This window comes from Leucobacter japonicus, from assembly GCF_001273855.1.
Lineage (GTDB): Bacteria > Actinomycetota > Actinomycetes > Actinomycetales > Microbacteriaceae > Leucobacter > Leucobacter japonicus.
Map to the genome: position 1 here is coordinate 360585 of NZ_JHBX01000104.1, position 14587 is coordinate 375171.

Genomic DNA, 14587 nt, shown 5'->3' on the forward strand with positions numbered 1-14587 from the left:
CTACGCCCGCAATTCCACTCCCGCTGCGCGCCCCCAGAAACACCGCAGGCCCCGAGCCGCGCACTGCGCGATCCGGGGCCTGCGAGGAACGGAAGACCGTTACTTCTGGTTCTTCTGACGCGACGCCGAGCGGGCGCGCAGGTTCGCGGCGAGCTCGACCTTGCGGATGCGCACGATCTCGGGGGTGACCTCGACGCACTCGTCCTCGCGGGCGAACTCGAGGCACTCCTCAAGCGTGAGCTTGCGCGGGGGCGTCATCGACTCGAAGGAGTCAGCCGATGCCGAACGCATGTTCGTCAGCTTCTTCTCCTTGGTAATGTTCACGTCCATGTCTTCGGAGCGCGAGTTCTCACCGATGACCATGCCCTCGTAGACCTCTTCGGTCGGAGCAACGAAGAAGCTCATGCGCTCCTGCAGGTTGATCATCGCGAAGGGCGTGACGACGCCCGAGCGGTCGGAAACGATCGAGCCGTTGTTGCGGGTCGTGATGACGCCCGCCCACTCGTCGTAGCCGTGCGAGATCGCGTTCGCGATGCCGGTGCCGCGGGTGATGGTCATGAACTCCGAGCGGAAGCCGATGAGGCCGCGCGACGGCACGATGAACTCCATGCGCACCCAGCCGGTGCCGTTGTTCACCATGTTCTCCATGCGCCCCTTGCGCGCCGCGAGCAGCTGCGTGATCGCACCGAGGTGCTCTTCGGGGGTGTCGATGGTGAGGTGCTCGTACGGCTCGTGCTTCTTGCCGTCGACCTCCTTGGTGACCACCTGGGGCTTGCCGACGGTGAGCTCGAAGCCCTCGCGGCGCATGTTCTCGACGAGGATGGCGAGAGCCAGCTCGCCGCGGCCCTGCACCTCCCACGCGTCGGGACGGCCCACGTCGAGCACGCGCAGCGACACGTTGCCGATGAGCTCGCGATCGAGGCGATCCTTGATCATGCGGGCGGTGAGCTTGTGGCCCTTCACCTTGCCAACGAGCGGCGAGGTGTTCGCACCGATGGTCATCGAGATTGCGGGATCATCAACCGTGATGGTCGGCAGCGGCCGCACATCTTCGGCGTCGGCGATGGTCTCGCCGATGGTGATGTTCTCGATACCCGCGATGGCGACGATATCGCCGGGGCCCGCCTTCTCGGCCGGGTAGCGGGTGAGCGCCTTGGTGAGCATGAGCTCGGTGACGCGCACGTTCTGCACGGTGCCGTCGTGCTGCACCCAGGCGACGGTCTCGCCCTTCTTGATCCAGCCGTGGTGCACGCGCAGAAGCGCGATACGCCCGAGGAACGGCGACGAGTCGAGGTTCGTCACGTGCGCCTGCAGCGGGAAGTCGGTGTCGTACTGCGGGGCCGGCACGCGCTCGAGGATGGTCTGGAAGAGGGGCTCCAGATCCGGGTTGTTCGGCAGCTCGCCATCGACGGGGCGATCGTGCGACGCGGCGCCGGCGCGACCCGAGAGGTAGACGGTCGGCACGTTGAGCACGGCATCGACGTCGATGTCGGGGTGATCCTCCGACAGGTCCGATGCGAGGCCGAGCAGCAGATCCTGCGCCTCGCCCTCGACCTCTTCGATGCGCGAGTCGGGGCGGTCGGTCTTGTTGACCGCGAGAATCACGGGGAGCTTCGACTCGAGCGCCTTGCGCAGCACGAAGCGGGTCTGGGGCAGCGGGCCCTCAGAAGCGTCGACGAGCAGCACTACGCCGTCGACCATCGAAAGTGCGCGCTCGACCTCGCCGCCGAAGTCGGCGTGACCCGGCGTATCGACCACGTTGATGACGATGGGGGTGCCGTTGGCGTGCGCCCCCTCGTAGGTGATGGCCGTGTTCTTGGCCAGAATGGTGATGCCCTTTTCGCGCTCGAGGTCATTCGAGTCCATGACTCGATCGTCGACGTCGGCGTGCGCATCGAAGGAGTTGGTCTGACGCAGCATGGCATCGACGAGCGTGGTCTTGCCGTGGTCGACGTGTGCGACGATGGCAACGTTGCGGAGGTCTTCGCGAGTGGCGAGAGCCATAAAGGTGGAGTCCTAACGAGACGAGGTTGTGTCGGCACGGCGGGATGCCGGCCACGGAGCGGGTTCGCCCCGCGGTGGCACCGAAAAACGCCGACGCACTATTTTAGCGGATCAACCGGCGTGTTCACGCCGAATCGTGCGCGGGGTGAGAGGAGCGCTCCCGAACCCCGCGCGCGACGGCTGTGCGCACCCCTGCTCAGCTGGCGCGCAGCGCCCGCGAGGCCTCTCGACGCTTTGCTTGCTCGGCCGGATCCGGTACCGGAATCGCGGCCAGCAGTTCGCGGGTGTAGGCGTTGGTGGGGCTGCCCAGCACCTGCGCGGTGCTGCCCTGCTCCATGATGCGTCCTTGCTGCAGCACGATGATGCGGTCGGACACCGCATCGATGACCGCGAGGTCGTGGCTGATGAACAGCGACGCGAACCCGAGCTCCGCCTGCAGCTGCACGAAGAGCTCGAGCACCGTCGCCTGCACCGAGACATCGAGTGCGCTCGTCGGCTCGTCTGCGATGAGCAGCTTGGGGTCGAGCGCGAGCGCACGCGCCAGCGAGGCTCGCTGGCGTTGACCGCCCGACAGCTCGTGCGGGAAGCGGTCGCCGAACGTCGCGGGTAGACGCACCGCATCGAGCAGCTCGTTCACTCGCGCCCGAGCCGCCGCCGGACTGCTCGCGCGACCGTGCACGATGAGGGGCTCGGCGATGCACTCTGCAATCGAGAGCAGCGGATTGAAGCTGGTCGCCGGGTCTTGGAACACGAAGCCGATCTCGGGCCGCAACGGGGCGAGCGAGCGCGGCTTCACATCGCGCATCTCGTGTCCGAGCACGCGCAGCGACCCGTCGACGACCTTGGTCAGGCCCACGACGGCACGGCCGATCGTCGTCTTGCCCGATCCGGACTCGCCCACGAGCCCCACGACCTCGCCCGGAGCGACCGAGAAATCGACCCCGTGCACGGCGACGGTCGCGCCGCGGCCGAAGCGCGACGGGTACCCGATCTGTGCGCCCTCGGCGACGATGACGTGGCCCGTCGTGTCGCGCGGCGTCTCAGCGTCGCCCGGCTCTGGCCGTGGCTGCGTCCACGACTTGCCGTGGCCGACGTGCGGCACCGCGGCCAGCAGATCGCGGGTGTACTGCTCGCGCGGCGACGCGAACAGTTCGGCGACCGGCGCCTCCTCGACGATGTCGCCCTGGTACATGACCACGACGCGATCGGCGAGGTCGGCGACGACACCCATGTTGTGGGTGATGAGCACGATCGTCGCCCCGAACTCGTCGCGGCAGACGCGCAGCAGGTCGAGGATCTCGGCCTGCACCGTCACATCGAGCGCGGTCGTCGGCTCGTCGGCGACAATCAGCCCCGCGTTCAGCACCAGCGCCATCGCGATGACGATGCGCTGCTTCTGACCGCCAGAGAACTGGTGCGGATACTCGTCGACGCGGCGCTCGGGGTCGGGGATGCCGACGCGGCGCAGAATATCAATTGCCTCGGCCCGCGCCTCTTTCTTGCCGATCTGGCGGTGCGCACGGAGGCCCTCGGCAATCTGCCACCCGACGGGGTACACCGGGTTCAGTGCCGTCGACGGCTCCTGGAACACCATCGCCGCGTCGTCGCCGCGCATCGCGCGCAGCTCCGCGTGGCTCGCGCGCACGACGTCGATCTCGGCGCCGCTGCGTGAGCGCACGATGAGCGCACCCTCGAGCGTTGCTGTTTCGGGCAGCAGGCCGAGCAGCGCGTTCGCTGTGACGGTCTTGCCCGATCCCGACTCACCCACGATCGCGAGCACTTCGCCCGCGTTCGCAGCGATCGAAATGCCCTTCACAGCCTCGACCGGGGCGCCATCCGTGGCGAACGTGACCCGCAGGTCGGTGATTTCTGCAATGCGGTTCATCGTGCCACCCGCTTCAGTCGGCGCCGCTGTCGCAGGCGCGGATCGGACAGATCGTTGAGGCTTTCACCGACGAGCGTGATGCCGAGCACCACGAGCACGATGGCGAGGCCGGGGAAGACGCTCGTCCACCAGATGCCGCTTGTCACGTCGGCGACCGAACGGTTGAGGTCGTACCCCCACTCGGCCGCCGAGGTGGCCTCGATGCCGAAGCCGAGGAAGCCGAGACCTGCGAGGGTCAGCAGCGCCTCGGACGCGTTGAGCGTGACGACGACGGGCAGCGAGCGCACCGAGTTGCGGAGCACGTGGCGCACGAGAATGCGCCCGGTCGGCACGCCGATGACCCGTGCGGCCTCGACGAACGGCTCGGAGCGCACCCGCACCACCTCGGCGCGAATCACTCGGAAGTACTGCGGCACGAACACCACCGTGATCGAGATCGCGGTCGCCGCGATGCCACCGAACAGCGTCGACTGGCCCCGGCTGATCACGATCGACATTACGATCGCGAGCAGCAGCGACGGGAACGCGTAGATCGCGTCGGAGAGCACGACGAGCACGCGATCGAGCCAACCGCCGAAATAGCCTGAGACGAGGCCGAGCGCGATACCGATGAAGATCGAGCACAGGATCGCGGCGGCGATGACGAAGAGCGCCGTCTGGGCACCCCAGATCACTCGAGACAGCACGTCGAACCCCGACACCGTGGTGCCGAGCAGGTTGGTTGCATTCGGGGCCTGCTGGGTACCGAAGGCCACGCCGTCGGCCGATTGCTGCGCCCAGCCGTAGGGCGCGATCAGCGGCGCCAGCAGCGCGAGCAGCACGAAGACCACCGTGAGCGCGAGCCCCGTGATCAGCATGCCGCGCTGCAGCCCAACGCTCTGCCGAAGGTGCGAGACGACGGGGAGGCGTTCGCGCAGGCGCCGCTTCGGCACCGTCACCGACAGCGCCTCGGTCGTGGGGGTCGGAAGATCTCGCATGGACATGATCAGTACCTCACCCTCGGGTCGACAGCCGCAGCGACGAGGTCCACGATGAAGTTCGTGACCGCGACGATGACGGCGATCATGACGACGATGCCCTGCACCGCCACGAAGTCACGAGCCTTCAGATACTCGGCGAGCATGAAGCCGAGCCCCTTCCACTCGAATGTCGTCTCGGTCAGCACGGCACCGGCGAGCAGCATCGCGACTTGCATACCCATGACGGTGATGATCGGAATCAGCGCGGGTCGGAACGCGTGCTTGGTGAGCAGACGGTACTCGCTCACGCCGCGCGACCGGCCGCAGGTGACGTACTGCTGCCCGAAGGTGCCGATCACATTCGTGCGGATGAGGCGCAGGAAGACGCCGGCGGTGAGCAGACCGAGCGCGATGGCGGGCAGAATCGCGTGCTGCAGCACATCGCCGATGAGTGCCGGATCGCCCAAACGAATCGCATCGAGCAGATAGATGCCCGTCGGCGAATCGACCCCGCCCATCACGAGTTCGGTGCGCGTGCCCGCGCGCCCGGCCACGGGGAGCACCCCGAGCCACACGGAGAACACGAGTTTCAAGAGCAGCCCGACGAAGAAGATCGGCGTCGCGTAAGCCAGAATCGCCATGATGCGCAGCACCGCGTCTTGCCAGCGGTCGCGGCGGTAGGCGGCGATGAGGCCGAGCGGAATGCTGATCACGAACGCGACGATGAGCGCGTAGAAGGCGAGCTCGAGCGTGGCCGAGCCGTACTGCAGCAGGATCTCGATCACGGGGCGGTGGTCGGTGATCGTGGTGCCGAAATCACCGCGGAAGATGCCGCCCAGGTAGTCGAGGTACTGCACGATCAGCGGCCGGTCGTACCCGGCCTCGTGCACGCGCGCCGCGAGTTGGTCGGCGGGCAGCCGGCCTCCGAGCGCAGCCGTGATCGGGTCGCCGGTGAGGCGCATGAGGAAGAAGACGACGGTGACGAGAATGAACACCGTGGGGATGATGAGGAGAAGCCGGATGAGCACGTAGCGCCCGAGCCCTCCCCCGGTCGGAGCGCGTCGCGCCGCGACGACAGATGCGGGAGCAGTCATGAGTGAAGCCTGTTCGCGTCGATCACGGCAACGGGCCCCGACCCGAGGGTGGAGCCCGCTGCCCTGACGATCGCTACTTGGTGATGGGGGCGTACCGGAACTTGAACGACGCGTCGAGGGTCGTGCCCTCGACCGAGGTGCCCGTGTAGGCCACCTGCTTGCCCTGGAGCAGCGGCAGCGTCGACAGATCGTTCGCGACGAGCTCCTGGATCTTGCCCAGATCCTCGAGACGCTTGGCCTGGTCGGTCTCGGTCTGCTGCTCGACGATCAGGTCGTTCACCTCGGGGTTGTCGTAGTGGTTCGACAGGAAGTTCTCCTTGAGGAAGAACGGCGACAGGTAGTTGTCGGCGTCCGAGTAGTCGGGGAACCAGCCGAGCTGGTACGCCGGGTACACGTCTGCAGTGCGGTCCTTGTTGTACTGCACCCATTCGGTCTGCTGCAGGTCGACTGCGAAGAGACCGTCCTGCTCCAGCTGCGACTTCACCTGCGCGTACTCGTCGCCCGACGACGGGCCGTAATGATCGCCGTTGTACTGCAGGCTGAGCTGCACCGGCGTCTCGACGCCCGCATCGGCGAGCGTCTTCTTCGCCTTCTCGACGTCGGGGCCGCCGTCTCCATCGCCGTACAGCTCCTTCAGCGGCTCAGTGGCGCCAGGGAGTCCGTCGGGAACGAACGAGTACAGCGGGCTGTAGGTGTCTTTGTAGACGTCCTTCGCGATCGCCGCGCGATCGACGAGGTCGGCCGCGGCCTGGCGCACGGCCTGGGCCTTCGCCGGGTCGGCGTCGGCCGTGGTCGCGCCGTATGGCATCGTGTTGAAGTTGAAGACGATGTAGCGAGTCTCGCCGCCGGGGCCCTCGACGAGCTTCACCTTGTCGTTCTTCGCGAGTTCGTCGTTGTCGGTGGCCGACAGCGAGCGGAAGGCCACGTCGATCGCGCCGCCCGCGATGTCGAGCTTCAAGTTCGACGCGTCGGCGTAGTACTTCACGTTCACGCCGTCGTTTTCGGCTGCACCGAGATTGCCCTGATAGCCGTCGTAGGGCGCGTAAGCGATGAGCTCGTTGAGCTTGTACGAGGTGATCTCGTACTGGCCGGCGAACGCCTTGCCCTTCACGATGTCGTCGTCGCTCGTGATCGAGTCGGCCGAGAACACGTCCTCGTCGACGATCGGGGCGGCGGGGCTCGAGAGAATGAGCGGCCACACCTGGTCGTCGCCGTTCTTCAACGTGAACACCACGGTCGTGTCATCGGGCGCCTCGACCTTGTCGAGATTGCCGAGCAGCGATGCGGGGCCGTTCGGGTCGTTGATCGCGACCTGGCGGTCGAACGAGAACTTGACGTCGCTCGACGTGAGGTCGTTGCCGTTCGCGAACTTCAGCCCTGACTTGAGCTTCACCGTGTATTCGGTGGGCGAGGTGAACTCGGCCGACTCGGCGATATCGGGGGTGACCTCCGCGGTGCCGTACACGCTGTTGAGCAGGAACGGGTACACCTGGTTCATGACCGCGAACGAGCCGTTGTCGTACGAGCCCGCCGGGTCGAGCGAGGTGACCTTGTCGGTCGTACCGACGGTGATCTCGCCACCGCCCCCACCGCTGTCGCCACCGGAACCGCCGGTCGTGCTGCTGGTGGCGCAACCGGTGAACAGCAGTGCTGCGCCCATCAGAGCGGCCGCAGACATCATCGTCTTCTTCAATGCTTTCCCTCTCACTCACCGGGCAGTGCGCATCACGTCGGTGTGGATGCTCCCGGTTTCGTACTCCGCAGCCTAGCGACGCGTCATCACGAAGCAGTAACGGAACGGTAAATCTGTCTGGCAGGTCGCACTGGACCCCTCAATACTCTGTGTTGAGGGGTCCGCAGAGTAGCGCTCTCAGACGATGCGCGCGCCCGCCCGCCACACGGCATCGACGAGCGGCATTCCCGGCCGGTACGCGAGGTGCGTCACCGACGGCGCGGCGAGCATCTGCAGGTCGGCGCGCGCGCCGGGTCGCACCAAGCCGACGGCACCCTGGGGCACCCCGGCAGGGTCACGCCACCCATCGCGCTCCATGCCCAGCGCCAGCGCGCCGCCGAGTGTCGCCGCCCGCACGGCCTCCTGGATCGTCAGACGCATCTGCAGCACCGCCGTCGCGACGCAGAAGGCCATCGAGCTCGTATACGACGTCCCCGGGTTCGCGTTCGAGGCGATCGCGACCACTGCACCCGCATCGAGCAGTTCACGCGCGGGAGCCAGCGGCATGCGCGTCGAGAGATCGCAGGCGGGCAGCACCGTCGCGACCGTGCCGCGCCGACCGACGCCACCGCGCCAGTCGCCCCACGACCCGGCCAGAGCCGCGACATCGCCCTCGCTCAGAAAGCCGAGGTGATCGACGCTCAGCGATCCCGCATCGACCGCGACGCGCACCCCCGGGCCGTGGCCCAACTGGTTGCCGTGCACGCGCGTCGCGAGGCCGGCTCGTCCGGCGGCGTCGAGTACGCGACGACTTGCCGCCTCGTCGAAGGCGCCGGTCTCGCAGAACACGTCGACCGCACTGACGTGCGGGGCCGCGGCATCGAGCATCGGTCCCGTCACGAGATCGAGGTACGATCCGGGATCCGTTCCGGCGGGAACCACGTGCGCCCCCAGGAACGTGACCGCGTCGACGTGGCGCCCCGCGATCTGCGCCGAGCGCACCTCGTCGGCGACGGTCAACCCGTACCCGGTCTTCGTCTCCATTGTCGTCGTGCCGCCCCGCCGCGCCTCCGCGACGAGCCGTTCGAGGTTCGCTTCGAGCTCGGCGTCCGATGCCGCGCGCGTCGCCGAGACCGTCACGTTGATGCCGCCGGCCGCGTACGACTCCCCCGCCATGCGGGCCTCGAACTCGGCGGTCCGGTCACCGGCGAACACGAGGTGCGTGTGCGAATCCACCCACCCAGGCAATACCGCGCGACCGGCCGCGTCGAGGCGCTCGTCGGCTGACGGCGCCTGCGACGACGGCCCGACCCACGCGACGCGATCCTGCTCGATCACCACCGCCGCATCACGCATGCGACCGCCGTGTGCATCGTCGTTCGTTGTGAGCTCGCCGATGTTGTCGATGAGCAGGCTGCGCGTCGCGTGAGTCATCGGATCACCAGGCCGTGTCGGTGTTGCGAATCACCGGTGCCACCGGAACACGGACCCCGCGCTCCTGCGCCACGTCGACCGCACGCTGGTAACCGGCATCGACGTGACGGATCACGCCCATGCCCGGGTCGTTCGTGAGCAGACGCTGCAGCTTCTCAGCCGCCAGCGGGGTTCCGTCAGCAACCGATACCTGCCCCGAGTGCTGCGAGCGGCCGATCCCGACCCCGCCGCCGTGATGCAGCGACACCCACGTCGCCCCCGACGACGCCGCGGTCAGCGCGTTGAGCAGTGGCCAGTCGGAGATCGCGTCAGAACCGTCGGCCATCGCCTCGGTCTCACGATACGGCGACGCCACCGACCCCGAATCGAGGTGGTCGCGACCGATGACGATCGGTGCCGACAACTTGCCCTCCGCGACCAGCTCGTTGAAGCGCACCGCGGCGCGAGCGCGCTCGCCGTACCCGAGCCAGCAGATGCGCGCCGGCAGGCCCTCGAACTCGACCCGCTCAGCCGCAGCGTCGAGCCAGTTGTGCAGGTGCGTATTCTCGGGGAACAGCTCCTTGAGCGCCGCGTCCGTCACGCGGATGTCTTCGGGATCGCCCGACAGCGCGGCCCAGCGGAACGGCCCAAGCCCCTCGCAGAACAGCGGACGGATGTAAGCCGGTACGAAGCCCGGGAACTCGAACGCACGGTCGTAGCCGCCCTTGCGGGCCTCATCGCGAATGGAATTGCCGTAATCGAAGACCTCGGCACCCGCATCCTGGAACTCGACCATGGCCCGCACGTGCTGGGCCATCGCCGCCTGCGCGTCCGTCGTGAACTGCTCCGGGTCAGCCTCGGCCCGCGCGAGCCGCTCGTCGACGCGGTAGCCGATCGGCAGGTACGACAGCGGATCGTGCGCCGACGTCTGGTCGGTCACGAGATCGATTACGACCTCGCCTGACTGGTGCCGGCGCAGGATCTCCGGGAACACCTCGGCGGCGTTGCCGACCAGACCCACCGACCAGCCGCGCTGCTCGTCTTTCGCCTGCTGCACCTTCGCCAGCGCCTCATCGAGATCATCGACGACCTCGTCGAGGTACCGCTTGCCGACCCGACGCTCCAGGCGCGTGCGATCGACGTCGACGATGAGGCAGGCGCCGTCGTTCAGGGTCACGGCGAGTGGCTGCGCGCCGCCCATGCCACCGCAGCCGCCCGTCAGGGTGATCGTGCCCGCGAGCGGCCCCTTGCCAGCGGCAGCGGCGATCCGCCCCTGCCCCTGCAGCTTGCGCCCGGCCGCCGCGAAAGTCTCGTACGTGCCCTGCAGAATGCCCTGCGTGCCGATGTAGATCCACGACCCAGCCGTCATCTGGCCGTACATCATGAGCCCCTCGGCTTCGAGCTTGCGGAACTCGGGCCACGTCGCCCAGTCGCCCACGAGATTCGAGTTCGCGATCAGCACGCGGGGCGCCCACACGTTGGTGCGGAAGACACCGACCGGCTTGCCCGACTGCACCAGCAGGGTCTCGTCTTCTTCAAGATCGCGCAGCGTGTCGACGATCGCATCGAAGGCCTCCCAGCTGCGCACCGCACGACCCGTGCCGCCGTAGACGACCAGATCATCGGGGCGCTCGGCGACCTCGGGATCGAGATTGTTCATGAGCATGCGCAGCGGAGCCTCCGTCTGCCAGCTCTTCGCCGAGAGTTCGGTGCCGCGGGGTGATCGGACGGGGCGTGCGCCGGGAAGTGCCATCATTGGACCTTTCGTGTGCAGTCTGCGGGGAAATCCGCGTGCCTCTATCCCATCGTGACCGGAAGCCCCCGACAACGCAGCGACGCCCCCGACTGTCCGGCATTCCGGACAATCGGGGGCGTCTGCGTGCGAGAGACTACGCCTCGAGACCGAGCTCGATATGCGCGCCCGGGATAGCCGCGAGCAAGTTCTTCGTGTACTCCTCGCGAGGGTTCTCGAACACCTCATCGGTGGTGGCCTGCTCCACGATGCGCCCCTGTTGCATCACGCAGACGCGATCCGCGATGAGGCGCACGACCGCGAGATCGTGCGTGATGAACAGATACGTCAGCCCGAGATCGCGCTGCAGCTCGGCGAGCAGATCAAGGATCTGCGCCTGCACCAGCACGTCGAGCGCCGAGACGGCTTCATCGAGCACGAGGATGTCGGGCTTGAGCGCCAGACCACGAGCCACGGCGACGCGTTGACGCTGACCGCCCGAGAGCTCGTTCGGGTACCGCGTCGCCAGCTCGCGCGGCAGCGCGACCTGATCGAGCAGCTCCAGCACGCGCGCCTTGCGGCTCGCCGCATCGCCCACGTTGTGGATCTTGAGCGGTTCCATGATCGTGTTGCCGATGTTGTGCAGCGGATCGAGCGAGCCGTACGGATCCTGGAACACGGGCTGCAGCGTGCGTCGCAAGCCGAAGAGCTCGCGCGACGACATGCCCCGGGTCTCCTTGCCCGCAATCTTCACCGAGCCCGACGACGGCTGCTCGAGTTGCAGCACCATCTTCGCGATCGTGGACTTGCCCGAACCGGACTCGCCCACGAGAGCCATGGTCTCGCCGCGGTTGACCGTGAACGTCGCCCCCGAGACGGCGTGGAAGTCTTCCGACCCGAAGTTGCCCTTGCGCAGCTTGTACACCTTGCCGAGATCACTGACCTCGATCATGGGTTCGCCGTGCTTGACCGTCGGCTTCGACTCCTCCGCGAGTGCGGCGAGGTCGAAGGTCGCAGTCGGCGCCGTCGGAAGCGTCGCAGCATCGCCAATACGGCGGGATGCGAGGCTCGGAGCCGCCGACACGAGACGCTTCGTGTACGGGTGCTGCGGACGTTCGAGGATTTCGCGGCTCGGCCCCGACTCGACGATGTTGCCCTGATACATGACGATGAGCTTCTCCGCGCGCTCGGCCGCGAGGCCGAGGTCGTGCGTAATGAAGACCACAGCCGTGCCGAGCTCGTTCGTCAGCTTCTGCAGGTGATCGAGTACGACCCGCTGCACCGTGACGTCGAGCGCCGAGGTCGGCTCATCGGCGATCAGCAGCTGCGGGTTCGCCGCGAGGCCGATGCCGATCAGCGCGCGCTGCTTCATACCGCCCGAGAACTGGTGGGGGTACTGCTTCATGCGCTGCTCGGCGTTCTGCAGGCCGGCCTGCTCGAGCACCTCGACGGCGCGCGCGCGAACTTCCTTCTTGCCCGAAGCAAGTCCGTTCGCACGAATCGCCTCTTCGACCTGGAAGCCGATCGACCACACCGGGTTCAAGTTCGACATCGGATCCTGCGGCACGAGACCGATCTCGCGACCGCGAATCGATTCCATGTCGCGACGGCCGATACCCACCAACTCGCGCCCCTGCCAGGTGACAGAACCGCCGGAGACCTGACCGGTACCCGGGAGCAGATTGATGACGGCGTGCATCGTCGTCGACTTGCCCGAACCGGACTCGCCGACGATCGCGACGGTCTCGCCGGGGTAGACATCGAAACCGATGCCGTGGAGCACCTCGCGGCGCTCCTTCTTCGAGCCGAACTCGACCTTCAGGTCGCGGACGCTCAGGAGTGGCTGCTGCTCGCTCATCGCTGTGCCCTCGCCTTCGGATCGAGCGCATCGCGAACGACCTCGCCCAGCAGCACGAAGCCGAGCACGGTGGTCGCGAGCGCGAGTGACGGCCAGAGAAGAAGCTGCGGATCATTCCGCAGATCTCGCTGTGCCGCGGAGATATCGTTGCCCCAGCTGATGTACTCGGCCGGCGGCAGGCCGACGCCCAGGAACGACAGCACGGCCTCGGCGACGATCGCCGCGGAGAGCGACAGCGTCGTGACGACGAGCAGCGGTGCGATCGAGTTCGGCAACACGTGGCGAATCAGCGTCTTGAACTTCGAGAGCCCGAGTGCCGTCGATGCCATCACGAAGTCGGCGTTGCGCACTCGCAGAATCTCCGAGCGAAGAATACGCGCGGAGACCGGCCATGAGAAGCCGCCGATCGCGAATGCGATCACCAGTGGGTTGCGATACTCCTGGAACACCGTCATGACGATGACCGCCGCGAGGATGTAAGGAATCGAGAAGAAGATGTCGCCGAGACGCGACAGCACCGTGTCGACCCAGCCCCCGAAGAAGCCGGCCAGTGAGCCCGCGACGATACCGACCACGAACGTGATCAGCACGACGAGGATGCCGACGGACACCGAGGTGGAGGTGCCGTAGATGATGCGCGCGAACACATCCTGGCCCTGCGCGGTGAAGCCGAGCAGGTGCCCGGCGGTCGGGCCCTCCTTCGACATCGCGAGATCGGCGGCGCGGGGGTCCACCTGCGTGAACCACTGCGGGAACAGTGCGACAGCGAGCACGACGACGATGATGACGGCGGAGATCCAGAACATCGGACGGCCGCGCATGTCGCGCCAGGCGTCGAGCCACAGGTTCGACTTCTTCTCGTCGATCTTCACCGCATCGACGGCGGCGACCGGCGTCTCTTCGAACGGAGCGACGAAATGCTCCACGTTCGGCTTCTTCGGATCAGGCATAACGAATCCTCGGGTCGAGTACGGCGTACATCAGGTCGACGACCAGGTTGACGCCGAGGTAGATGAGCACCATGAACGTGACGAAGGAGACGACCAGCGGGTTGTCGCCCTTCAGGATCGCACCGAAGAGTGCGTTGCCGACACCGGGCACGTTGAAGATGCCCTCGGTGACGGTGGCGCCCACCATGAGCACACCGAAGTCGGTGGCCGTGTTGGTGATGGTCGGGATCAGCGAGTTGCGCAACACGTGCACCGGAATGACGCGGCCGCGGCTCAGGCCCTTGGCGTACGCAGTGCGCACGAAGTCCTGGTTCATCGTGTCGATCACTGACGCTCGCGTGAGCCGCATGCTCGTCGCATAGAGCGAGAAGCCCAGCACGATCGCCGGAAGCAGCAGGTCTTGCACCGGCGCCCCGGTGCCGACGGTCGTGCGGAACCAGCCGAGCTTGATGCCGAGGCCCCACTGCGCGATGAAGGCGATCACGAAGATCGGCACGCTCATGAAGAGCAGACCGATGATCAGGTTGACGTTGTCGAACAGCTTGCCCTTGCGCAGACCCGAGATGAGGCCGACGGTGATCGCGATCGCGAGCTCGATGACGATGGCCATCGCCGCAAGCTTGATCGTCACCGGGAAGGTGCGCTCCAGAATACTGGAGACCGACTGACCCGACAGGCTGGTACCGAAGTCTCCGATCAGCACGCCCTTGAGGTAGAGCAGGTACTGCACGATGAAGGGCTGATCGAGGTTGTACTGCTCGCGGAGGCGCTCGACCACCGCGGGATCGGGCGTCTTGTCGCCGAACATGGCGAGGATGGGGTCGCCGGGCATGGCGAAGACCATGAAGTAGATGAGGAAGGTCGTGCCCAGCAGCACTGGGATGACCTGGAGCAGTCGGAAGAGGACGTATCTCAGCATGTGCCGTTCCTCCGAATCTGATTGTTGAACATGTCGCGTATTCTCTCGCAGTTGTGTTGCGATGCAAACTCAGGGAACGTCGATGTTTCCGGTTTACAGGT

At 66.7% G+C, this 14587-nt stretch carries 10 protein-coding genes; all 10 read right to left on the reverse strand.

Annotated elements, in window-relative coordinates; all coding sequences use genetic code 11:
* Positions 1-99 precede the first annotated feature (99 nt).
* Positions 100-2004, reverse strand: coding sequence for a translational GTPase TypA (typA, locus tag AMS67_RS06090; protein ID WP_053386552.1), 1905 nt, complete (start codon positions 2002-2004; stop codon positions 100-102).
* A 196-nt stretch (positions 2005-2200) separates the two neighbouring features.
* On the reverse strand, positions 2201-3889 hold the full coding sequence (locus AMS67_RS06095; RefSeq protein WP_053386553.1) for a dipeptide ABC transporter ATP-binding protein: 1689 nt from the start codon (positions 3887-3889) through the stop codon (positions 2201-2203).
* A complete protein-coding gene (locus tag AMS67_RS06100) occupies positions 3886-4872 on the reverse strand; it encodes an ABC transporter permease (protein WP_053386554.1) in 987 nt (328 codons plus the stop codon). Before AMS67_RS06100 ends, AMS67_RS06095 begins: the two co-directional genes overlap by 4 nt.
* Before the next feature lie 2 nt (positions 4873-4874).
* Entirely contained in the window at positions 4875-5942 is a 1068-nt protein-coding gene (locus tag AMS67_RS06105) for an ABC transporter permease (protein ID WP_053386555.1), read from the reverse strand.
* A 73-nt stretch (positions 5943-6015) separates the two neighbouring features.
* On the reverse strand, positions 6016-7620 hold the full coding sequence (locus tag AMS67_RS06110) for an ABC transporter substrate-binding protein (RefSeq protein ID WP_053386741.1): 1605 nt from the start codon (positions 7618-7620) through the stop codon (positions 6016-6018).
* A gap of 192 nt (positions 7621-7812) precedes the next feature.
* On the reverse strand, positions 7813-9048 hold the full coding sequence (hutI, locus tag AMS67_RS06115; protein ID WP_053386556.1) for an imidazolonepropionase: 1236 nt from the start codon (positions 9046-9048) through the stop codon (positions 7813-7815).
* Between the two features lie 4 nt (positions 9049-9052).
* The gene (hutU, locus tag AMS67_RS06120; protein ID WP_053386742.1) at positions 9053-10780 is read right to left on the reverse strand and encodes a urocanate hydratase; all 1728 of its coding nucleotides are present in this window, start codon (positions 10778-10780) and stop codon (positions 9053-9055) included.
* A gap of 136 nt (positions 10781-10916) precedes the next feature.
* On the reverse strand, positions 10917-12617 hold the full coding sequence (locus AMS67_RS06125; protein ID WP_053386557.1) for a dipeptide ABC transporter ATP-binding protein: 1701 nt from the start codon (positions 12615-12617) through the stop codon (positions 10917-10919).
* Positions 12614-13567 carry an ABC transporter permease gene (locus tag AMS67_RS06130; RefSeq protein WP_053351870.1) on the reverse strand — a complete coding sequence of 318 codons (954 nt, stop codon included), beginning with the start codon at positions 13565-13567 and terminating at the stop codon, positions 12614-12616. The genes AMS67_RS06125 and AMS67_RS06130 overlap by 4 nt, the downstream gene beginning before the upstream one ends.
* Entirely contained in the window at positions 13560-14486 is a 927-nt protein-coding gene (locus AMS67_RS06135) for an ABC transporter permease (RefSeq protein ID WP_053351869.1), read from the reverse strand. Before AMS67_RS06135 ends, AMS67_RS06130 begins: the two co-directional genes overlap by 8 nt.
* Positions 14487-14587: the final 101 nt, after the last annotated feature.

Coding starts and splice junctions, on each gene's coding strand:
- AMS67_RS06125 (WP_053386557.1), bottom strand. CDS start 12,617: ATGAGCGAGCAGCAGCCACTCCTGAGCGTCCGCGACCTGAAGGTCGAG.
- AMS67_RS06095 (WP_053386553.1), bottom strand. CDS start 3,889: ATGAACCGCATTGCAGAAATCACCGACCTGCGGGTCACGTTCGCCACG.
- AMS67_RS06110 (WP_053386741.1), bottom strand. CDS start 7,620: ATGTCTGCGGCCGCTCTGATGGGCGCAGCACTGCTGTTCACCGGTTGC.
- hutI (WP_053386556.1), bottom strand. CDS start 9,048: ATGACTCACGCGACGCGCAGCCTGCTCATCGACAACATCGGCGAGCTC.
- hutU (WP_053386742.1), bottom strand. CDS start 10,780: ATGGCACTTCCCGGCGCACGCCCCGTCCGATCACCCCGCGGCACCGAA.
- AMS67_RS06130 (WP_053351870.1), bottom strand. CDS start 13,567: ATGCCTGATCCGAAGAAGCCGAACGTGGAGCATTTCGTCGCTCCGTTC.
- typA (WP_053386552.1), bottom strand. CDS start 2,004: ATGGCTCTCGCCACTCGCGAAGACCTCCGCAACGTTGCCATCGTCGCA.
- AMS67_RS06105 (WP_053386555.1), bottom strand. CDS start 5,942: ATGACTGCTCCCGCATCTGTCGTCGCGGCGCGACGCGCTCCGACCGGG.
- AMS67_RS06100 (WP_053386554.1), bottom strand. CDS start 4,872: ATGTCCATGCGAGATCTTCCGACCCCCACGACCGAGGCGCTGTCGGTG.
- AMS67_RS06135 (WP_053351869.1), bottom strand. CDS start 14,486: ATGCTGAGATACGTCCTCTTCCGACTGCTCCAGGTCATCCCAGTGCTG.